Here is a 22,086-nt window from a genome sequence, read left to right as displayed (position 1 = left end):
CCACTTAACTATTCCCCACTCACTAATCTTTATGCATAGCTGTTAAGCATTACCGGCATTACCAGCATCAGTACATCTTCGTTCTCGTCGCCGCCTTGTGGCAATAATATACCGGCACGGTTAGGGGTCGACATCTCTAACGATACTTCTTCACAATTTAAATTCTTCAGCATCTCAATAAGGAAACGGGCGTTGAAGCCTATCTCCATATCCTCACCTTCGTACTGGCAGCTTAAACGCTCGTGCGCTTCATTGGCAAAATCAATATCTTCTGATGATATATTAAGTTCGCTGCCGTTTATTTTTAACCTAACCTGGTGAGTTGTTTTGTTGGCATAGATGGCTACACGGTTAAGTGAACCCAGGAACGCTAAACGATCAATAGATAATTTGTTAGGGTTTTCTTTAGGGATAACTGCTTCGTAATCAGGGTAACGCTCATCTATCAGGCGGCAAACCAAATTGATGTTGCCAAACTTAAAGAAAGCGCTTGTGCTGTTATATTCTACAGATACGTTAACATCATCTGTCGGCAAGGCCGATTTAAGTAGGGTTAACGCCTTTTTAGGCAATATGAATGATGTAGTGCTGTCTGCCTTGGCATCCTTACGGCGGTAACGTACCAGCTTGTGGGCATCAGTAGCTACAAATGTTAGGTGCTGGCTGCTTAACTGGCAAAATACGCCTGTCATAGCGGGCCGCAACTCATCGTTACTAACAGCAAATATGGTTTTATTGATAGCCTCGCCCAGTACGGATGCGGGCAGGTTTACTGACGATGCGTTCTCAACAACCGGTATCTTCGGGAAATCCTCACCGTTTTCGCCGCTAAGCTTGTATTTACCGTCGCCGGCGCTTATTTCGATAGCGAAGGTGCTGTCATCAACAGAAAAAGCCACCGGTTGCTCAGGTAACGATTTAAGGGTATCTAACAGGATGCGCGATGGTATAGCAATACGGCCATTTTCTTTAGCCTCAACAGCCAGCGATGTGGTCATGCTGGTTTGCAGGTCGGTAGCAGAAATGGTTAAGTTCCCGTCTTTAATCTCGAACAAAAAGTTTTCCAGTATTGGCAATACGGTGCTGTTGCTTAGCGCGCCACTTACCGACTGTAATTGCTTGAGTAGTGTTGATGTGGAAACAATAAATCTCATGATGTTATTAACGTTTATCTACCAAAAGTATAAAATTTAATGAGCATACTTTCGCTTACGGTTATAATGTTGAAAAATAGCAAATATTAACACTATCCCTATCGGGGCAATATTATTTACCAATTGCCAAAACAGCTTCTCCTGGCGTATACGGGCACGGTTAAGCAGGCGGATCTGAATCTCTTTACTACGCACCGATATCAGGCCCGAATCGTCGGTCATGTAATCGGCAATGTTGAGCAGCAGGTTTTTGTTACCATAGCTTTGCTGCGTATACCTGTCATACCCCAGCGGGAACGGTGAACCATCAGAGCCTACCTGGTTGCGCAAAATATCGCCATCGCTTAGTACAACCATTTTAGTGGGTTTGCTTTGGGCCAACACATCTACCTTCTCGTTTAAACCCTCGGGCAGGGGCCTGTTCCTGAAATCGGATACGAAATTCCCCTCCAGCAACACCCCGGTTATTTTAGGGTTGCTTTGAAAATCCTTTGGCTTGGGCTCGTCCTGCAAAGCCTGTAACGACAGCATATGCGGGGCAGACAGCTTTTTGTTATATGGCGATGAAGTAAGCAGTATGGTTTTTTCTATGTTTTTAGTCTCCAGCAGGTCAATAGTGCTGGCAAACTGACTGGTAATGCCATCAAGATTTTTTACAATAGGGTGTTTGGACATAGGCAGGTAAACCGGGTAATACAGCCACTGCAACAACTGGATCTGCGCCTGCCCTCCGGCATCGCCGGTGGTAACGGGTATGGCAGAACAGTTCATGTCGGCTATCAGGTCGTAATTGATGCGCACCCCGTAACGAAACAGCTGGTCATCGAGGTTGAGTTGCTTATTAAAGGCTAATTGCTCGCCTCCATGCCCACGCAGGCTATCCAGTTCGGCGCTTACCTGGTCAATAGCCCAAAGCACACGGCCACCACGCATAATATATTGATCCAGCTTAAATTTCTCCAGTTCGGTAAAAGCCTTATCGGGTTTTGGTATTACCAGTAAACTAACCTTGGCCAGGCTATCAAAAGGGATACTGGTTAAATTAACACGGCCAACTAAATACCCGTCGCTTAATGATCGCATAGCATCGGTTAGTTGCAGGTCGGTTAGTTCGTTATGCCCCTCGGTAAAGCCTATGCGCTGTTTGCCACCGCTGGTCACTTTTTTTATGGCCGATGTAAAGGCATATTCCAGGTTCTGGATGGAGTTGTTCAGCACCTCATCCGGCGAAAGGCTCATGCTGCTTTGCGATTGCAGCAATTTAACGGGGATGCTTTTGTTGCCATAGGTTACCAGTGCAAACGGGAAGATCACTTTTTGTGAAACACCGTCGTCAGTTTTAACACTCAGGTTTTGCGCCTCTACGCCTTTAGCTTCCAGCTCATCATAAACCTGTTTCTGCTGATCTTCGGCAACGCCCTTAAGCGGGTCGGTAAATACAAATTGAAGCTCATTATGGCTATAGGCCTGTAAATCGGCCAGCATATCTTTAACCGATGTTTGCAGCCTTTTCATCCCCCCGGGGAAGTTATCGCCCTGCAAATAAACGGTGACATTTACGGTATTTGGCAGGCCATCCATCACCTTACGGCTAACCGGCGATATAGTGAAGCGTTTCTCTTTTGTAAAATCAAAACGGGTGAAGATCTTATCAGACAATATGGTTACCGCTGTCAGCGAAAACAGGATCCCCATGGTACTTAAAAAAGCAGTATTTACAAATTTGCGTCCGTTTTGCTTATATAGTACAAAAAGGGTAACCCAGATAAAAAAGGCATCCAGCACCAGGAAGTACATCAGATCTCGGGTATCCAGCACCCCGCGGCTGATAGATTGGTAATGCTCTGTAATGCCTAAGCCCTGCAGGCCCAGGTTTTGCAGCGACAGGATGGTACTCAGCGAATCGAACCCGCTGTAAAAAAAGAAACTTAAAAAAACCGCTATGGTAAACGCTATAACCTGGCTTTTGCTTACCGACGAGGCAAACAAACCAATAGCTGTAAATGATGAGCCTAAAAGAAATAGGCCAATATACGAGCCTATAACCGCGCCTGTATCAATATTACCCTGCGGTGTACCTAAGGTATCTACACTGAAATAATATACCAGCGTTGGCAGCAATGCAAACAGTACAATTACTACCCCGGCAAAATATTTGCCCAATACTATTTGCAGGTTTGTTAAGGGCCGGGTAAGTAAAAGTTCAAAAGTCCCCTCCCTGCGTTCCTCGGCAAGCGAGCGCATGGTGATAGCGGGCACCAAAAACATAAACAGATAGGGTGCAGTGCTAAACAGGCTATCTAAACCGGCATAACCGTAGGCCAGTATACTGGTATCGGGGAATACCCACAAAAACAAACCTAAAACAAGCAGGAAAACACCAATGGTTATATAAGCCACCAGCGAACTAAGGTATGTTGTGATCTCTTTTTTGAGGATACTAAGCACAGGATATGTTTATAAAGTGCCGAAATTACAATATTAATAAGCCAATGTAAAGTAATGCTTTACAAAATTGAAGGCATAAAAAAACCCGGGATACATATCCCGGGTTTTTCAAAAGATTTTCTTTTATTTATTAGAAGCTATACGCTAAACGTGCCGCCACCTGGCTAACGGTACCGTTTTTAGACCAGGCCTCGTAACGTACGCCAAGGTCTAAACCGCCGCCGAATGCATAGCCTATACCCGGTGCATAAGCAAATGCAGTACCGCCGCCACTTTCAGTAGAAAATGCAGCGCCTAATTGTGCTTCACCGTAAAAGCTTTCGGCAAGGAAATATTTAATACCTGCCTTTACCGGCACAAAGCCTGTAGAACCACCGCCATAGGTGTCTTTAAACGAAAGGCTTGTATAACCGGCAGAAATTGTAAAAAATGTACCCGTGGCTATCGGCTGATCATATTTTAATGAACCGCCGATAAATAGCTTTCCACCTGCGGTTTTGATATCACCAACTGGCAAACCTGCTTCAAGGCCGATGCTGAATTTACCCGACTCTGATGATGATTGGGCTGATGCAGAAAATGCTGCACCTGCCACGATTACGAATAACAGTAGTAATTTTTTCATAACTTGTTGTATAAGGTTGATTAATAGTAACAAATGTAAAATTTTATAATAAATATCTAAATAATATTTCAAAATAATATCCCAAAAAAAAGCCCCAAATTGGGGCTTTTGAATAATATGTTGATAAGTTTTAGAATCTGTAACCTACTCGTAATGCGGTCATTGCAGTGCTACGACCATCGCTTGAATAACCTTCATAACGTACACCGGCTTCAAAACCACCTGCGAATGAATAACCAATACCAGGAGAATAAACAAATGCAGTACCGCCACCGCTTTCAGTTGAGAAACCTGCACCGGCTTGTGCCTCACCAAAGAAACCTTCGCTGAAGTAATATTTTAAACCGGCTTTAACTGGAATCAATCCTTCACCTGATTTGTCAGAACCAAAAGCTTTTAAAAGCGCTTTGGCATCATCGTTATAAAAGAAACGGTTGTAACCGGCGGAAATAGTAACAAATGTAGAAGTTGCAATTGGGTGCTCATATTTTACTGATGCACCGAGTACAAAATTGGTAGAGTTGTGCAATTTGCCTACCGGAAGGCCAGCATCCAAACCAATATTCCATTTACCACCTTCGTTAGATGATTGCGCGAATGAACTGATTGAAAGACCGCATAATACGGTTAATAGTAATAATACTTTTTTCATGATTTGATAAATTGTGTAATTTTAAGTAACAGCATGCAGGGTACCGTCTGCTTTGCTATGTTTGGGTATATAGACGCACGTATAACATTTGTGTTACAGAAAAAGTGCAAAATTATTGCAGCACCTAGCCATTCACAGCTAACATACTAACAAATAACACGTTACAAATTTGTAAGATCAATAAAAATACGTTCGAGCGAGGCTCCCTTATTTTTTTCGCGAAGGTTTGTTAATGCATCATTAGCCACTATTGTGCCCTTATTAATAATGATCACCCGGTTACAAACAGCCTCAACCTCCTGCATAATATGGGTGGAAAGGATAATGGTTTTTGCTTTACCCAGTTCTGAAATTAACTGCCTTATACCTACCAGTTGGTTGGGGTCGAGCCCGGAGGTGGGTTCGTCAAGTATTAATACCTGTGGGTTATGCAGTATGGCCTGCGCAAGGCCAACCCTTTGGCGGTAGCCTTTTGATAACTGGCCTATCTTTTTATGCTGCTCGGGGCCCAGGCCGGTTTGTTCAATCACCTCGGCAATACGTCTAGCAGGTTCATGCAGGCCGTGTATGCCCGCCACAAACGCCATCGACTCCTTTACGTACATATCCGTATACAGCGGGTTACTCTCTGGCAGGTAACCAATATGGCGCTTTACATCAAGCGGGTGTGTACCAATATCAAAGCCGCAAACGGTGGCCGTGCCCGCTGTTGGCGGTAAAAAACAGGTAAGCATTTTCATGGTAGTGCTTTTACCGGCACCATTTGGGCCTAAAAAACCCAGTACGCCGGTATCTGCCGTAAAACTGATACCATCAACAGCCTTTTGCTGCCCGTAAATTTTTGTTAATGCCTCTACCCGGATGCTCATGGGGTAAAAATAGATTTTAGATGTGAGATTTGAGATGTGAGGCGCGATATTTTTAACCACAGAGAACACAAAGCCTTCTCTGTACACTTTGTGTAAAAATCTCTGTGCCCTCTGTGGTTAAATTACTCTTATGCTTCTATTTACCTTTCGCCTTTAACCTTTCGTCTCTAAAAACTATATTTGCCCCTATTATGAGCAATTCGAACGACGATCTTTTTAAAAATGTTATATCGCACAGTAAGGAATATGGTTTTGTTTTCCAGTCGAGCGAGATCTATGATGGCTTAAGCGCTGTTTACGATTACGGCCAAAACGGCTCGGAACTAAAGAACAACATTAAAACCTACTGGTGGAAAGCCATGGTGCAGATGCATGATAACATCGTGGGTATCGATTCGGCCATATTTATGCACCCAACCATCTGGAAAGCAAGCGGCCACGTTGACGGCTTCAGCGACCCGATGATTGACAACAAAGACAGCAACAAACGTTACCGCGCCGATCAGTTACTGGAAGACCGCATTGCCAAACTTGATGAAGAAGGTAAAACCAGCGAGGCTGAGGAATTGCAGATAGAAATGGACAACGCCCTAAAGGCCGAAGACCTGCCCCGCCTGCGCGAACTGATCATTGAACAAAATATAAAATGCCCGGTAAGCGGTACCGCCAACTGGACGGAAGTACGCCAGTTTAACCTGATGTTTAGCACACAGGTTGGCGCTATTGCAGGTGAATCTGAGACCATATACCTGCGCCCGGAAACTGCACAGGGAATTTTTGTAAACTACCTGAACGTGCAAAAATCTGGCAGGATGAAGATCCCGTTTGGTATTGCGCAGATTGGGAAAGCATTCCGTAACGAGGTTATTGCACGCCAGTTCATCATCCGCATGCGCGAGTTTGAACAAATGGAGATGCAATACTTTGTACGCCCCGGCACACAAAAAGAATGGTTTGAAAAATGGAAAGAAGCGCGTTTAAAATGGCACCTTGCCCTGGGTACCGATGCCGCTAAATACCGTTACCACGAGCATACTAAATTAGCACACTACGCTGATGCTGCTTATGATATTGAGTTTGATTTCCCGTTTGGCTTTAAAGAGGTAGAAGGTATACACAGCCGTACCGATTTTGACCTGAGCCAGCACGAGAAATTCTCGCGCAAAAAAATGCAATACTTTGACCCTGAATTGGGCGAAGACGGCAAGCCATACGGCAACTATATCCCTTACGTAATTGAAACGTCTATAGGGTTAGACAGGATGTTTTTGCTGACCATGATCAACGCTTATGAGGAAGAAGACCTGAGTACTGAAGAAAAACAGGATAGCCGTACCGTACTGCGCCTGCACCCATGCCTTGCCCCTGTTAAAGCCGCTATTTTCCCGCTGACCAAAAAAGACGGTCTACCTGAGAAAGCCCGCGAAATAATGGACAAGCTAAAGCTTGATTTTAACATCCAGTACGAGGAGAAAGATGCTATTGGCAAACGTTACCGCCGCCAGGATGCTATTGGTACACCTTTCTGTATTACGGTAGATCACCAAACTTTAGAGGATAATACCGTAACCATCCGCCACCGCGATACCATGGCGCAGGAACGCGTACCAGCCGACCAGCTTGATAAAATAATTGGTGAAAAGGTAAGCTGGAAAAACTTATTAGGATAATTACTTATTAAGTGATATTAATATTTTAAAGCCTGCAAATTTGCAGGCTTTTTTTATTTATAACAGTTATAAATTTAACAAGATGTGCATTTGCATTAACTTAATATTAATAAACTTTTTACTTTAGTGTAAATTACCGATCCGATTGAAACCGTGCAATATATTATTTCTTCTCAGTATGATCGTGTTAAACGCATCAGCCGTTCAGCATATTAATAAAATTGACAGCCTTAAGCAACTTACATTTACTGCAAATGGTGTTTTAAAAGCTACAGACACTATTGCCATAAACCGCCTAAATAAAATTGCAGCCGAATATTATGAATCGGCCCCCGATAGTACAAGACACTATTCACTCATTGCAATAAATGCAGCAAAAAAAATCAACTACGTAAAAGGTATAGCAAAAGGTTTTGAGCTATTAGGCCTTGTTAATTCGTTTAAAGGCGATTATGTTACCGCCAATAATAATTATAACACCAGTTTAAAATTATACACCCAAATTAATAACCCGTTTGGTATTAGCAAGGCTTATATGGGGCTTGGCCGGGTACAAGATTTTTTAGGGAATTATACGCGGGCTATAGGCTTTTTTGAGCGGGCATTAGCTATCCGTAAAAAACTACATAAGCAAATTGATATTGCAGATTGTTATGCTATAATTGGTATTACATATGATAATAAAGGCGATTTTAGCACAGCACTCGATTATTATTTCAAATCGCTGATCATAGATTTACAACTTAACAATCAGCTTGCGGCAGCCGATAACTACTGCAATATTGGTGTGGTAATGCAACATCTTGAATTATACCCAAAAGCACTTGCTTACTTTAATAAGGCAAACTCGTTATGGCTAAAGTTGAATGACAAACAAGGCATTAGCATTATTCACCAAAACATAGGCGAAGTAAAGCTTGCACAAAAAAAGTACGATGAAGCCTATAATTACCTAAACCGTGCTTCAATTATGTTTCACGAACTTGGCGATGAAGAAGGCATCAGCCTGATATATTACGACCTTGGTTTATATCACTATCATACCCTAAAAAAAGATTCGGCGATATATTACTTAAACAAAGCGCTTCAGTCGGCAACAAAAAATAATATAAGATACAACCAGGCGCAAGCCTATGTAGGCCTGGCCTTAATATACAACCTGGAAAAAGACTATAAAAAAGCACTGCAATATGCCATACCGGCCCAGCAAATGGCCAACAAACTGCAAAGCCTTAATACACGGGCCGATGCGGCATTGCAAATGAGCAAGGCGTTTGCAGGCCTTAAACAACTTGATAAGGCATACCAGCAGCATGTAATGTATACCGACTTAAGAGATAGCTTAAAAAATGATGAAAGCTTGCAGAAATTAACATCATATAACCTGGCTATTGATTTTGAGAACAACCAAAAAAAGGCAAGTCAAAAAGAAGAAGCACTGGTACAAAAAATTGCCGAGCAAAAACGCACCAATATCATATATGCAATAATAATTGTAATAATTACTATAATGATGGTGTTTTATTACAATGCTAAACGCAACCAGTTAAAAGCAAACGCATTACTGGAAGATAAAAATAAAGAAGTATTAAACCAGGCCGATAAACTTAATGATCTGAATATACTAAAAGACCGCCTTATTGGTATACTGGCACATGACTTACGGGCACCGCTAAGTACATTAAGGGGGATATTTTCGTTAATGACGGATAAGGATATTACCCATAAGGAGTTTATTGAAATGGTACCCGTTGTATTCCGAAAATTGGAATACACCTCAGATTTTTTAGATACACTTTTGTTTTGGATAAACAGCCAGGTAGATAACGTGGAAGACACAACCAAAAGCTTTTGCCTGTGCGATATTGTAAAAATTGAACAGGCCAATATGGAAGACCAGTTTAAGCAAAAAAACATCACCCCCATAAACCTGGTAAGCTCGGGCCACATTGTACTGGCCGATCCAAATTCTATAAGGATTGTGATACATAATTTTTTAACAAACGCCATCAAATTTTCGCACTTTAACAGCACCATAGAAATTGCAGCACAGATCATAGAAGACAAGGTTATTTTTACCGTTACCGATCATGGCATTGGCATGAGCAAGGAACAATTAGACCGCCTTTTTATAGGTAAAGTAACCAGTAATTTTGGCACCATGAATGAAAGCGGCACCGGCATGGGCCTTATATTTTGCAAAGATCTTATTGAAAAGTACAATGGCCACATTTGGGCTAAAAGCCAGCTTAATAAAGGCACAGAGTTGGGCTTTTCGCTTGCTGCTGATGTAAGCCGTTTAAAAGAACTGGTATAACATATCCAAACAATTCTCCTCTACGCTCCTTTTGTGTTTATATGAAAACACAAGTACATGTCTATAAAAATTAAAGATCAACCCTTTTATATCCAAAGCACGGCAGTGCTGTTTGGCCTTATTTTGCTTGTTTATGTGATGATACAGCTGGCAGATATACTGGTACCGCTGGCATTTGCAGCGTTTTTGGCCATTTTACTAAACCCTCTTGTAAACCGTTTACAACGCCATAAGGTACCTAAAGTATTAGCTATTGCCATTGCCATGCTGGTGATGATAATTGCTGTAGCCACAGTGTTTTATTTCCTGAGCACACAGATAGTACAATTTGGCGACTCGCTGCCCATGTTGCAAAAAAAGTTTGAATCCATCACCGTCGATCTAAAAGGCTGGATCCATGACACCTTTGGTATTGAGATAACCAAACAGGAGCAAATGCTAAAAGACGCCATGAAAAACAGCCAGGCGATGGTAGGCCGCACCGTTAACGGCGTACTGGGCACGCTTGCCATTATATTCCTGCTGCCGGTATACATATTTTTGATGCTGCTTTACAAAACACTCATCCTTAATTTTTTGTATGAAGTATTCTCTGAAGAAAACTCAAAAAAGGTTAGTGATGTACTTAGCGAAACCAAAAGCGCCATACAAAGCTATATAGTAGGCCTGTTGATAGAGATGATCATCGTAGCCGCCATGAACTCTGCCGCGCTGGTATTGCTTGGCGTAAAGTATGGCATACTGATAGGTTGCATAGGCGCTATACTTAACCTGATACCTTACCTGGGCGGAATTATAGCCATTGCCCTGCCTGTGCTTATGGCTACTGTTACTAAGGATGGTTACTCTACACAGTTGGGCGTAATTATAGCATATATTGTTATCCAGTTTATTGATAACAACATCCTGGTGCCGCGTATAGTATCATCCAAAGTACAGATCAACGCGCTTATGTCTATCATTGTGGTGCTGCTGGGCAATGCCTTATGGGGCGTATCGGGCATGTTTCTGTCTATTCCGTTTGTGGCGGTCCTTAAAATAGTTTTCGATCGGATTGACGACCTTAAACCCTGGGGCAAACTACTGGGCGATAACATCCCAACCCACCACATGGGCGAAAGGTGGCGAAGCCGCCACAGGCGCAAAGCAGTGCTGCCTAAGAAGGCGGATAGTTGATTGAAGGCCGCATAGTTGCGGCCGGAGGCCTTATAATAATCGTCACTCGCGAAGACGCGAGCGACTGTGATGAAAAAGATTCCTCACTCGCTCGGCTCCAGCCGAGTGAGTACTATTACGCGGCCTCTGGCCGCAGTAAGCCGGTTAACTTTCATCAACCATAAACGGTGAGTCGGGATTAGCGCTACTGTAAATGTATGTTGTCTCATCATTAACAAGCATTGCCTTTACAGGGTTTTGATGTATATAGTTCACTTTCTGATCAAATATTTCGGGGGTATGTAGTTCAATTGGGAAACTTGTTTTTTGCCAAAACTGATATTCACTGTTTTGACTGGTATTGTTCGCAAAAAATTTAAACAAGTAAAGCAACCATTCTTTACGGCTTTCCTGAAGGTTGTTGCTGATCATTGCTATGATACGTTTAGCGGTGTAACTTTTAAGATCGCGAATTACATCGGGTAGTTTTCCATCATTATGTGCTGCAATCAAATGTATATGATTACTCATGATGCAGTAAGCGTACACCTTTAACCCTTTATTTTTCCTACAGTATTCTAAATTGCGAATAAATTCTTCACAATAATCATTTCTGGTAAATACATCAATCCAGCCAACAACCGGGAATGTTAGAAAAAATGGGCGGTCGCTATTAGCTTTTCGTAACTCAGACATTTATCGAATATAATTATTGTTCGATAAAAATAAAAGAGTGGATGAGGCCGGAGGCCTTATAATAATCGTCACTCGCGAATACGCGAGCGACTGCGGTAAAAGAAAGGTCCGAAGTTTTACTTCGGACCTTTCTTTTGACTATCGGCTTACTAATGGCTTACCGGGTTATCGGCCTTATTAAGCGTACCGTTTGTAAACAGTATTGGGTTTACCTTTTTGGTATCGCCCTGGTACACCCAAACAATGTTGCCAATGTATTTGCGGAAGGCATCGCTTACCTGCGTTGGTGTTAGTTTTTTAACATCATCCGCAAGGGTTAATGATCGCCTCCAGTTGTTATGCAATACCTCGTTAGATGCAATTGAACCCGCCTGTGCAGTGTTGGTTTCATTCTTGTAATAAAAACCGGTTAAATAGGTGGTTTTCATATTGGCAACTTCGGCAGCATTAAAACCTTCTTTTTTTATCCTGTCTACCAGTTTATCAAATACAGCTATGTATTTATTAGGCTCGGTAGTTGATACCGAAAATTTAGCTACCGAGGTAGAACCCACGCTAAACCACGATTGCGGCGCGTATGATAAACCGTTATTGGTGCGGATATCCAGGAAATGCTTATCAGCAAATATGCGCATGGCTACATTAAAGGCGTCAAAATCGGGGGTGCCGGGGGCAGGCCCGCTGGTTACACCCTCAACATAATTGGTAGCCAGTTGGCGGTTCTCGCCCGAGAAGGTATTTTTATACACCCTGAAGAATGATTTTTTCAGTTCGAACGGGGCGCCTTGCTTAATGGTGCTCAACAAACCTTTTACTTTAGCTTCAATATCAGCACGGTCAAGATCGGCAACTACCACTATCAGCAAACGCGATTTGGTTAGTACAGAATGGTAGTAGTTTTTGGTTTCTTCGGCCGTAAGGGGTTGTATAGTTGCGGCTGTACCGTTAGGGTCTTTCGCATAATCGCGGCCGTTAAAGGCAATTTTATCGGCATATTTATCAATAGCATTATCCGGGTCAGAGTCTTCCGCCTTAATTTGGGTTAACTGATCCTGCTTGATACGTGCAAACTCTTTTGCATCAAATTTGGGGATGGTTATGGCCTCAACATATAATGGCCAGGCAGTTGGCAGGTCGCTTTTTATACAATTAACCTTTATTACCGAATAGTTTTTAAGCGCGACGCCATAAACAGCGGCGCTAATTTTATCCAATTGGTTTTTAAAAGCATTTTTATCATGCTTTAAAGTACCGCATTCGTTAAGGGCGTTCATGGCCATAGCCTCTATCCCGGCTTTGTTGGCGGGGTAATTTTGTACGCCGCCTTTTATAACGGTTTGTATCTCTACAATATCGTTACCGCTTGGTTGTACAATAACTTTTACGCCATCAACCATCATTTCGTACGCTTTTTGCTGTGCCGAGGCTGTGTTTACGCCCCCGGTTGCTACAGCAATAAGCAATAGATATATATATTTCTTCATCGTGATTAGTGTTAGATTATTTTGCTACAAAAAACGAAGCCACGTTTAGCTGTTTGCTTAACTCGGGTGTTAAAATAATGCCCGATGCCACCGGCTTGCCAACAATATAAGTATTCAAATATTTTGCAATATCGTTACGGCTAACTTTCTGGTAGTTATCGTTAAGATCGGTATAGTAATTAAGCGAGGTACTGCACCACTGAAAACTAACCTGCGATGGCAGCGACGATGGTTTTTCCAATTCGCGGCTGTGGTTACGCAATAATATTGCTTTAGCATCAGCCAATTGCTCGTCGGTATAATAATCGGCTTTGCCCCACTGGGTCATCTGGTTTTGGATCTCATCATAACACTCTTTTATTTTGGTTGGGTTAGGTACCACAAATAACGATATCATGCCTGTATAGTGGCTGGTATTATAGCTTATACCTGCTGATGATGCCAGCCCTTTATCAACAAGCGCCTGCTGAAACTTAGATGAATTAAGACCCAATATGGTCGAATGTACATCGGCAGCTACGGTTGATGCCGAATCTGTCATATAAGCCGGGCCCTGCCATGCATACATCATCATTGGTGTTTGCGCTATCGACATTTCTTTTACAAACGCTACGCTTTTCTCCATCGGTTTAAAGGCCGGAATAGGGTATTTTTCGTGCGGGTTGAAACCACTGTTTGCCCAGTCGCCAAAAATGTCTTCTGCCTTCTTAAAGCCGTCTTCGTGTTTTACATCGCCGCAAATAATAAGCAGGCTGTTGTTAGGGAAGTAATATTTGTTTTTGATCACCATCATCTTCTCGGGCGTTGCGGTATTGATCACCTCGTGGATACCGATAGGCATTTTGCGGGTTATCAGATCGCCCCAAAGATTTTTGCTGATATCATAATATAACTGGAAACCCGGGCTGCTCTCGTTACGCTGAAACTCACCATCAACAACGGGGCGCTCTTTCTGCATATCCTCTTCCCGGTAAATAGGGAAACGTACCGAAGCATTAATTAGCTTAAGGCCCGCGTTAAGGCTGTCTTTACCAATGGTGAAATAATAATTTACACGTTCGTTACCGGTGGTACCATTCCAGATGGCGCCAAGCTCCTGCGTGCGTTTCAGGAATTTCTCCTGCGTGGGGTAATCCTTGTTGGCCTTAAAAAACATGTGCTCAAAAAGGTGCGAAAGGCCGCTGTACTCGGGGCCTTCGGTGTAGGCACCGTTCTTTACAGCAATTTCAATAGTGGTTAAGGGCACTTTGCTGTTTTCAATAACAACAACTTCCAAACCGTTTGGCAGCTTTTTCCAGAAGTAACCTTCAGGGAGCCTCGGTTGGGCAACAGCGCAAATTGAGCATACCATGCCCAGCGCAGTAAGGGTTAAAAGTTTGGTAAATTTCAGGGTCATGTTTGTTAGATTACAATACCCTAAATATATTACATATAATTAAAATTTTAGTTACACATTGTTTGTGAGGCTTTTTTAGATAATAATACCAAAGAACACTAAAGATCAAATCAATCTTTAGCCAACGGATAGCCTTTTTCTATCCAGTTCGTTTTTAAATTGGTGGTCAGGTTAAGCACTTTCACATTTGTAAACCCAAGCTTTTTTAGTTCATTGAAGGCTGGGCGGATATTGGGGCATTTAGCAAACGGGCAGCAACCGCAGTAAATAACAACAGCAGTGTTCCTGGGCAAGGGTACCAGTGTTTTTTGCAGCGTATTCATATTTTTTGGGTTGCTTACAGCACCAATATGAGTTGTGCCGGGGATGTTTTCTACCGGGCCGATGTTGAGGATAAATGGCTTCGTGTTACCCGGTTTTATGGCGTTAACAAGATCAGCCGGTTCCAGTAAGTCGCCATCGTTCCACGGGTTGCTAACCCCCGGCATGGTTACCGGGCGCGCAGATACCTGGGCCTTACTTTTAATAGCGCTTAAAGCCATGAACATGATACTGAAGCAGATTGCATAAAGGATTCTTTTCATCGTCAATAATTATAAGGATATTTAGTCCGTAAAGATGATGATTATCTGTGGAAGAAAATAAAAAAAGGCATTGGGAACAAGTTTACCAAACAAAAGCACCGGAGCAGGTGAGCTGGACTCAATCCGTCCCCCAAACATCGCTCAACTTTACAAGGGGCTTTAACCTACCCAAAAGCGCCAGGATCATTGATATTGGAGGCGGTGACAGCAAATTGGTAGACTTTTTATTGCAAGATGGATTTACCGATATTACAGTGTTGGATATAGCTGAACATGCGTTGGAAAAAGCTAAAGCCAGACTGGGCGAAAAACACCTGCTGGTTAAATGGATAGTTTCTGATATAACCAAATTTAAACCAACCGAACAGTTCGATCTTTGGCACGATCGCGCGGCGTTTCATTTCTTAACCACCCCGCAACAAATCGGCGCTTACCTTAGCATTGCTGCAAAAGCGGTATCCCGTTTTATGGTGATTGGTACTTTTTCTGACAATGGGCCTGAAAAGTGCAGTGGTTTACCCATTAAACAATACACCGAAACCCAATTGCAAGAGCAATTAACCCCTCTGTTTAAAAAAATCAAGTGTATTACAGAAGATCATACCACCCCTTTCCAAACAACACAAAACTTTATTTTTTGCAGTTTTAAAAAACCTTAGCGCCTGTACAAAGGCCTACCTAAAGCTTATCACCACCTTTTTGCCCGATACATTCTCCAAAAAAGGTTTAAATATCAGCCCGGCATTTTCGCGTGCTTTGCCAAGCAGGTTCATTTCGGTAGCGGTAGCCAGCATTTTCTTTTCGGCAATTTTGTAAACATCCTCCACCATCTCCTTACTTTTATCGGCAAACCAAACGCCCGACACATCATACACCCGCGATTTTTGATGATCGAGCTTTACGTAACAGATCTCGGGCTGCGGCAGGGCAATGCTTACCGTATCCTTGCTTTGGCTAATGTCGGCCTTTGTTACTTTAGTGAGGTCGATGCAGGCGGTTACCTCGCCCACCGCGACGAATAGTACACGCGAATCGGGCAGTATCATGTGCAGCTCTTTCTTCTCCACCACATCCTTCATGCTGTATTTTACCAGTTCAAGCTTACCCATGGCTATTACTTTGGTTACCATTGCATCTTCGGTAACCTGGGTGCGAGTGGTGTTAAACTCGTGCTTAATATAAAAGAACAGGAATATTAAAAACCCGGTAATAACCAGCGCAAACAACAGCGTAAGCGATATGCGGGAACGGGACGTACTAAACATGGATAATTGTATTTACAATAGTTACAAACTAAAACAGCGATGGTTTTGAACATCGCTGTTTGGTTAAATTATGTATTAATTATTTTGATTACATAGTTATTGTAACCACAGAGTACACAAAGAGAAAAACACAAAGATCACAGAGTTAAAAAAGCAATTCTTTGTGCTCTCTGTGAAAACCTCTGTGTCCTTTGTGGTTAATTTGATCAATTAATTTAAGCGTAAGTAACGTTCAATGTAATTGGCACGCTCAACGCTTTTGATACGATGCAACCGGCTTTTGCGCCTTCGGCAACTTCTTTAAATTTAGCCTCGTCCACACCATCAATTACAGATGCTTTCAGTTCCAGGTGGATGCCTTTAATTTCAAGCGCCTGCATATCCAGGTCAAGGATAGCATCAGTAGTTAAATCGCCGGGAGTAATACCCGCTTGCGATAAAGCCGCGCCAACTGCCATAGTAAAACAGCCTGCGTGTGCAGCAGCTATCAGTTCTTCGGGGTTGGTACCCACGCCATCGGCAAAACGGGTTTTAAACGAATATTGTGTTTTGTTAAGAATGGTGCTTTGGGTGGTTATTTCGCCTTTGCCCTCTTGCAGGGTGCCATTCCAGTGTGCATTTGCTGTACGTTTCATAGTTTTTGTTTTTTGAGTTTTTGCTAAAATAGCGATATGTTGGGTTGAATAAAAATATTAGATGTTAAGGAAATAATAAATTGTAGCGTTGTATCGCGGCGATTTACTCACCCGGTCATTGCTTCGCTCGCCCCCTCTCTTCGCTACTCGGAAAGAGGGTTTTGCTTTCTCCTCTTCTGCTACCGCAAGCGTCCCGCTTGTGGCCGCATGCCTGGTAAACGGTTGCACGATGCAATACTTAGCATAATGCAAGCTCATAAGTCCACAAGCGGGACACTTGCGGCAGCATGTGTAGCGCAGTCGGGGTGAGTTAACTAACAAAGCGGCGTGGCATTGCGGCGATTTGACTCACCCGGTCATTGCTTCGCTCGACCACCCTCTCTTCGCTACGCGGAAAGAGGGTTTTGCTTTTCTCCTCACTCTCCTTTTCTCACCCTCTTTCCGCTTGCGGAGAGAGGGTCGCGCACGTAGTGCCGCGGGGTGGGTTAATTACCACTTCGCCCGTTCGTACTGTACCGGCCATTTAACTTCCTGCCCAAGTTGGTGCGCTGCACGCAAGGGGAAATGCGGGTCGCGAAGAAACTCCCTGGCCATAAACACCATATCCGCCTGCCCGGTTTGGATGATCTCGTCAGCTTGTTTGGCTTCGGTTATCAGCCCAACCGCGCCGGTAAGTATATCGGTATGTTTTTTAATGGCTTCGGCAAACTCCACCTGGTAACCCGGTTTAAGCGGGATCTGCGCACCCGCCACGTTACCACCGGTAGAACTATCTACCAAATCGACGCCCTTATCCTTCAATATTTTTGCTAACGCGATAGAATCATCTATTGTCCACGCGCCTTCTGTCCATTCGGTGGTAGAAAGGCGCACAAATAGCGGAAGATCTGCCGGCCAAACCTCGTTTACGGCATCAATCACTTCCAACAGGAAACGGCTCCGGTTTTCGAAAGAGCCACCGTATTCATCAGTACGGGTATTGCTATGCGGAGATAGAAACTCATTGATCAGGTAACCATGCGCACCATGCAATTCAATCACCTTAAAACCGGCGGCTATTGCCCGTACGGCTGCTGCTTTAAAATCGGCAATTACTTTGGCTATGCCTGCCTTGTCAAGCGCAAGCGGGGCGGTTTCGCTTCGGCTAAAAGCCAGGGCGCTTGGCGCTAACGCTTCCCATCCATTTTCTTCATCGGCTTGTATTTGCTTACCGCCATTCCATGGTTCGGCATGGCTGGCTTTACGGCCGGCGTGTGCTAATTGTACACCGGCAACTGCACCATGTTGTTCAATAAAGGTGGTTATTTCTTTCAGTTTCGCAATATGCTCATCCTTCCAGATGCCCAGGTCGGCGGGGCTGATACGGCCCTCGGGCGATACTGCTGTAGCTTCAGTTATAATTAGCGCTGCACCGCCTACCGCACGTGCGCCTAAATGCACCAGGTGCCAGTTATTGGCAAAGCCGTCAATGCTTGAATATTCGCACATAGGCGATACCACAATACGGTTCTTAAATTCGATACTTTTTACTTGGAGGGGAGAAAATAAATGCGGCATAGTTTAATTATTTGTTGCACAAATATGGATAAGTAACAGCCATGGCGTTTCATGGTTTTGTCATTTACCTTATTTAAAGGTTAAATTACTTAAATATGAACAATTAGGGGCTTTTTGCGTTGATGCCTCTGAAAGTTAAAATGTATGTTTACCCTAATAAAAATATAATTTGACTACATACACTACCCTTATTATACTCAGCGGGTTGGTAATATTCAGTTACCTGTTCGATCTGATAGCCGGTAAAACTAAAGTACCGTCTGTAATTCTGCTTCTTTTTTTAGGGATAGGGATCCGTTTAGGGGTTGATTACTTTGGCCTGCTTAAAATAAACTTTACAACCATACTACCGGCATTAGGCACTTTAGGGCTTATCCTCATTGTATTTGAGGGTGCACTTGAACTGAAGTACAGCAAAAACAAAAACGCGGTTATCCGTAAATCATTCCTTTCGGCATTATCTATCCTGCTGCTTACCTCCTGCCTTATTACTTATGCGTTTTACTACATCAGCGGCGAAAGTATTTATAAGTGCTTTGTAAACGCTATTCCCTATTGTGTAGTAAGCTCAGCCATTGCTATACCGTCGGCATCAGGTATCAGTAAGGAGAAAAAAGAATTTATCATCTATGAATCCTCGTTCTCAGACATCCTGACGGTTGTACTGTTCAACTTTATGATCAGTAACGATCATATAAACGTATCTGCCTTCGCCAAATTAGGTGCCGAACTTGGTATAATATTGCTTGTGGCCATTGGGTCGTGCCTGCTGCTGCTTTATTTAATAGGCAGGTTAACGCATCATATTAAATCGTTCCTTATCATAGCTATCCTGATACTGGTTTACAGCATTGGGCAGTCGTTCCATTTATCATCGCTTATTATTGTTTTGTCGCTTGGCCTGTTCCTTAACAATGCCGGGCAGATCAGGCTTGGCTGGTTCCGTAAGTATTTTATTTACCCTACTTTGGGTTACGATATTAAACAGCTTTTTCAGTTATCTGCCGAGAGCGCTTTTATAATGCGTACCTTTTTCTTCATTATTTTTGGTTACACTATGGATGTTTACCAATTGCAAAACTGGGCGGTAATTATAAACGGCGGCCTGGTTTTACTGCTGATATACCTCGTGAGATTTTTGTATCTGAAACTGGTTCTAAAAAACGGACTAATGCCCGAGCTGGTTATCGTGCCACGGGGGTTAATAAGCGTGTTGCTTTTTTACACCATCCCGGCAAACATTAAAATTCCGATGCTCGGCACCGGTCTTTTATTTGTGGTGATACTGGGTACCAGCATAATTATGAGCCTTGGGCTATTAGGGACTAAAAAACAATCAACCCAGGAGTTTGAGGACCTTTAAAAGGCGTTTAAAGGACGTTAAAATCCGTTTGAGGGGCGTTTAAATCCGCTGCGGTTCCTCACTGAATTTACCGCTTTCTTTTTTGCTTTTCACAAGCAGCACCTCATCATTATCAAGCGGTAGGTAGCCATATTCGTAACAGAAAAAGTAACGCGCGCCGGCCTGTGTTTTAAAGCTGCTGGTAAAGTAATCAAAATCAAACCCTTTTTGCAGCATCTTCTCGCGGTTTACTTTTGTTTTGCCTGTGGGGTTAAGTTCTTCTATAATACGGCGGTTGCGGCGCAGTATATTATTGATATTTCGTACCAGGTTATAGCTGTTACTGTTAAGCTGGTTATTGAAGTTATTGCGGCACAGGTCGTTACAAAACTTTTTATCGGCACGGCCGTGTAATAAGGTACCGCAATCCAGGCATTTTCTTTCCGCTGTCATACCCTAAAGATAAGCAATAATTTATCCGTTTGCAAACGCTTGCAAACGGATACAACCGTTTATAACTGCTTACTAACCGACTAGGTTCTATGCCCCACGCCATCTTTGTGCTGTTGATAATTATCTAATATTAAACACAATACAAAATGGCAACTATTAAAAACAGCGTAAGATTAATTGGCAACATAGGCATGGACCCTGATGTAAGGACATTTGATAACAACCGCAAAATGGTGCGTTTATCTATCGCTACCAACGACAGCTACAAAAACGACAAAGGCGAAAAGGTTACCGATACCCAATGGCACAACATTGTGCTTTGGGGAACACAGGCAACCATGGCCGAGAGCTACCTGAAAAAAGGCGATTCGGTGATCATTGAAGGCAAATTGGCATCGCGTAATTACAATGATAAAGACGGCGTAAAACGCTATGTAACAGAGGTTGTAGTGAATGAGTTTATAAAGATGGGCGGTAAGGAATAATTAGGTTCAGTTGGCTAAAGCCAACTGCAATGAAGCTGTACGTTTAATCAGCGACAGCTTCATTGCCGTCTCATTTATGGGGTTAGGTACCTAAGAAATGATTCTGGCTTTAACCGAATTATGGTGTTGAAACCGCTACCGGCAATACTTTTCCGTTAAAGAACCGGTGCCCGGTAACCGCGAAATCGGCTATGTATTTACCCATCTCAAAGGCCATAACCGGCGATTCGTAACCCGGGAAGGCTTGTTCCAGCATTTCGGTTTGCGCCGAGCCAAGGGCCAGGCAGTTTACTTTGATGCCCTGTTCAACAAGCTCCTGTGCCAGGCATTCGGTAAGTGTATGCAACGCGGCCTTACTTGCAGAGTATGCCGACAAGCCGTTAAACTTAGCACTGCCCTGGAAACCGCCCATACTGCCTATATTAAGGATATGCGAGCCATCGCCCATAAATTGCAGCAGGCTCTGTATAATGCGTACATGGCCTATGTAATTGCTTTGCAGCATTTCTACAAAGTCCATTTCTTTTAGGTCTGTAAATGGTTTATTAATGAGCACTCCTGCATTGTTTATCAGCACATCTACCCTGCCATCAAAGTTAGCAGTAATGAATTGTTGCAGTCCTTCATAATCATCGTGTACAATATCAAAAGCGATTGCAAAGATCTCGCAATCGGGGTTTAAGCCCTTGGCAATTTCAAGCAAGCGGGTCAGTTTATCCTGCGAGCGCGCCAAGGCTATTACTTTATGCTTGCCAGATAATATCAGTTCTAATACAGCTTCAAATCCTACGCCGCTGCTGGCGCCTGTTATAATGATGTTCATAGTACCCCTCTATAGATGTGTTACTGCAAATTTAGTATTGTTAGTTAAACTATCAACTTCTCCTCTACCGGGTGTTTAATGAGGTACAGCCCATCGCTTATCAGTTTTTTATATTCGGGCTCATAAATGGCTTTCTGCTCCAGAAACTGCCTTATCTCGGCGGCCAAAGCGGGTTCAGCTTCTTCGTGATCTAATAATTCCAGTATTTCAAGGGCGCACAACCAGTCATCGTGATGGAACTTTTGCAGCATCATCCACACATTGCCTAAAAAGCCCAGATCGCCGCCGGCATGGCGGCGGCTGCGTACCTGCTGGTATAACTTATGCAGCTCTTTGGTATTATGATCATAATCAGCATGGTGGGTGCCCGTGTTCGATTTGTAGGCTATCTCTAAAAAGGCATCTTTATCTGCCGCACCGCAAAATACCGAGGTTATTTTTTCACCAACAGCCATGTCATAAACACCCCACGAAGG

20 protein-coding genes and 1 pseudogene are annotated in these 22,086 nt (G+C 43.2%); 6 read left to right on the top strand and 15 right to left on the bottom strand.

Going from position 1 to position 22,086, the window contains the following annotated elements; translation table 11 throughout:
- Positions 1-29 precede the first annotated feature (29 nt).
- The 5 genes from dnaN to WC615_RS13925 all read right to left on the bottom strand — a co-directional run bounded on the left by dnaN (position 30) and on the right by WC615_RS13925 (position 5,748).
- Entirely contained in the window at positions 30-1,154 is a 1,125-nt protein-coding gene (dnaN, locus tag WC615_RS13945; RefSeq protein WP_372978701.1) for a DNA polymerase III subunit beta, read from the bottom strand.
- A 36-nt stretch (positions 1,155-1,190) separates the two neighbouring features.
- Positions 1,191-3,602: a gliding motility-associated ABC transporter substrate-binding protein GldG gene (gene gldG / locus WC615_RS13940; RefSeq protein WP_372978700.1), complete on the bottom strand. Its 2,412-nt coding sequence runs from the start codon at positions 3,600-3,602 to the stop codon at positions 1,191-1,193.
- A 130-nt stretch (positions 3,603-3,732) separates the two neighbouring features.
- A complete protein-coding gene (locus WC615_RS13935) occupies positions 3,733-4,227 on the bottom strand; it encodes a hypothetical protein (protein ID WP_372978699.1) in 495 nt (164 codons plus the stop codon).
- A gap of 130 nt (positions 4,228-4,357) precedes the next feature.
- The gene (locus WC615_RS13930; RefSeq protein ID WP_372978698.1) at positions 4,358-4,879 is read right to left on the bottom strand and encodes an outer membrane beta-barrel protein; all 522 of its coding nucleotides are present in this window, start codon (positions 4,877-4,879) and stop codon (positions 4,358-4,360) included.
- A 161-nt stretch (positions 4,880-5,040) separates the two neighbouring features.
- A complete protein-coding gene (locus tag WC615_RS13925) occupies positions 5,041-5,748 on the bottom strand; it encodes an ATP-binding cassette domain-containing protein (protein WP_372978697.1) in 708 nt (235 codons plus the stop codon).
- A gap of 191 nt (positions 5,749-5,939) precedes the next feature.
- Between WC615_RS13925 and WC615_RS13920 the strand changes: the two genes are divergently transcribed.
- The 3 genes from WC615_RS13920 to WC615_RS13910 all read left to right on the top strand — a co-directional run bounded on the left by WC615_RS13920 (position 5,940) and on the right by WC615_RS13910 (position 10,911).
- Complete coding sequence (locus WC615_RS13920) at positions 5,940-7,418, top strand: glycine--tRNA ligase (RefSeq protein ID WP_372978696.1); 1,479 nt, start codon at positions 5,940-5,942, stop codon at positions 7,416-7,418.
- Positions 7,419-7,596: 178 nt separating this feature from the next.
- On the top strand, positions 7,597-9,735 hold the full coding sequence (locus tag WC615_RS13915) for a tetratricopeptide repeat protein (RefSeq protein ID WP_372978695.1): 2,139 nt from the start codon (positions 7,597-7,599) through the stop codon (positions 9,733-9,735).
- A gap of 57 nt (positions 9,736-9,792) precedes the next feature.
- Complete coding sequence (locus WC615_RS13910; RefSeq protein WP_372978694.1) at positions 9,793-10,911, top strand: AI-2E family transporter; 1,119 nt, start codon at positions 9,793-9,795, stop codon at positions 10,909-10,911.
- 144 nt (positions 10,912-11,055) lie between these two features.
- On the opposite strand, the gene WC615_RS13905 is transcribed toward WC615_RS13910, so the two are convergent.
- The 4 genes from WC615_RS13905 to WC615_RS13890 all read right to left on the bottom strand — a co-directional run bounded on the left by WC615_RS13905 (position 11,056) and on the right by WC615_RS13890 (position 15,050).
- Positions 11,056-11,586: a transposase gene (locus WC615_RS13905; protein WP_372978693.1), complete on the bottom strand. Its 531-nt coding sequence runs from the start codon at positions 11,584-11,586 to the stop codon at positions 11,056-11,058.
- 149 nt (positions 11,587-11,735) lie between these two features.
- The gene (locus WC615_RS13900) at positions 11,736-13,070 is read right to left on the bottom strand and encodes a M16 family metallopeptidase (RefSeq protein ID WP_372978692.1); all 1,335 of its coding nucleotides are present in this window, start codon (positions 13,068-13,070) and stop codon (positions 11,736-11,738) included.
- 16 nt (positions 13,071-13,086) lie between these two features.
- Positions 13,087-14,466, bottom strand: coding sequence for a M16 family metallopeptidase (locus WC615_RS13895; RefSeq protein WP_372978691.1), 1,380 nt, complete (start codon positions 14,464-14,466; stop codon positions 13,087-13,089).
- Between the two features lie 110 nt (positions 14,467-14,576).
- A complete protein-coding gene (locus tag WC615_RS13890; RefSeq protein ID WP_372978690.1) occupies positions 14,577-15,050 on the bottom strand; it encodes a rhodanese-like domain-containing protein in 474 nt (157 codons plus the stop codon).
- Positions 15,051-15,097: 47 nt separating this feature from the next.
- Here WC615_RS13890 and WC615_RS13885 point away from each other — a divergent pair, with 47 nt between their 5' ends.
- Complete coding sequence (locus WC615_RS13885; protein WP_372978689.1) at positions 15,098-15,709, top strand: trans-aconitate 2-methyltransferase; 612 nt, start codon at positions 15,098-15,100, stop codon at positions 15,707-15,709.
- Positions 15,710-15,724: 15 nt separating this feature from the next.
- Here WC615_RS13885 and WC615_RS13880 read toward each other — a convergent pair whose 3' ends face one another.
- The 3 genes from WC615_RS13880 to namA form a co-directional block, all read right to left on the bottom strand.
- The gene (locus WC615_RS13880) at positions 15,725-16,315 is read right to left on the bottom strand and encodes a DUF4230 domain-containing protein (RefSeq protein ID WP_372978688.1); all 591 of its coding nucleotides are present in this window, start codon (positions 16,313-16,315) and stop codon (positions 15,725-15,727) included.
- 215 nt (positions 16,316-16,530) lie between these two features.
- Positions 16,531-16,950, bottom strand: a complete 420-nt coding sequence (locus WC615_RS13875; protein ID WP_372978687.1) for an OsmC family protein — start codon at positions 16,948-16,950, stop codon at positions 16,531-16,533.
- A 489-nt stretch (positions 16,951-17,439) separates the two neighbouring features.
- Positions 17,440-18,507 carry an NADPH dehydrogenase NamA gene (namA, locus tag WC615_RS13870; protein ID WP_372978686.1) on the bottom strand — a complete coding sequence of 356 codons (1,068 nt, stop codon included), beginning with the start codon at positions 18,505-18,507 and terminating at the stop codon, positions 17,440-17,442.
- Positions 18,508-18,676: 169 nt separating this feature from the next.
- On the opposite strand from namA, the gene WC615_RS13865 reads away from it, so the two are divergent.
- Entirely contained in the window at positions 18,677-19,870 is a 1,194-nt protein-coding gene (locus WC615_RS13865; RefSeq protein WP_372978685.1) for a cation:proton antiporter, read from the top strand.
- Positions 19,871-19,909: 39 nt separating this feature from the next.
- Here the strand turns inward: WC615_RS13865 and WC615_RS13860 are convergent, their stop codons facing one another.
- Positions 19,910-20,302, bottom strand: coding sequence for a hypothetical protein (locus WC615_RS13860; RefSeq protein ID WP_372978684.1), 393 nt, complete (start codon positions 20,300-20,302; stop codon positions 19,910-19,912).
- Between the two features lie 146 nt (positions 20,303-20,448).
- Between WC615_RS13860 and WC615_RS13855 the strand changes: the two genes are divergently transcribed.
- Complete coding sequence (locus WC615_RS13855) at positions 20,449-20,787, top strand: single-stranded DNA-binding protein (RefSeq protein ID WP_372978683.1); 339 nt, start codon at positions 20,449-20,451, stop codon at positions 20,785-20,787.
- 118 nt (positions 20,788-20,905) lie between these two features.
- Here WC615_RS13855 and WC615_RS13850 read toward each other — a convergent pair whose 3' ends face one another.
- Complete coding sequence (locus WC615_RS13850; protein WP_372978682.1) at positions 20,906-21,610, bottom strand: SDR family NAD(P)-dependent oxidoreductase; 705 nt, start codon at positions 21,608-21,610, stop codon at positions 20,906-20,908.
- A gap of 44 nt (positions 21,611-21,654) precedes the next feature.
- Positions 21,655-22,086, bottom strand: a pseudogene (locus WC615_RS13845) (phenylalanine 4-monooxygenase); the annotation flags it as partial.

The sequence above is a fragment of the Mucilaginibacter sp. genome (assembly GCF_041663085.1).
In the GTDB taxonomy this organism is placed as follows: domain Bacteria; phylum Bacteroidota; class Bacteroidia; order Sphingobacteriales; family Sphingobacteriaceae; genus Mucilaginibacter.
The sequence above is the reverse complement of the archived record's forward strand: the minus strand, read 5'-3'. Positions and strand labels throughout refer to the sequence as shown.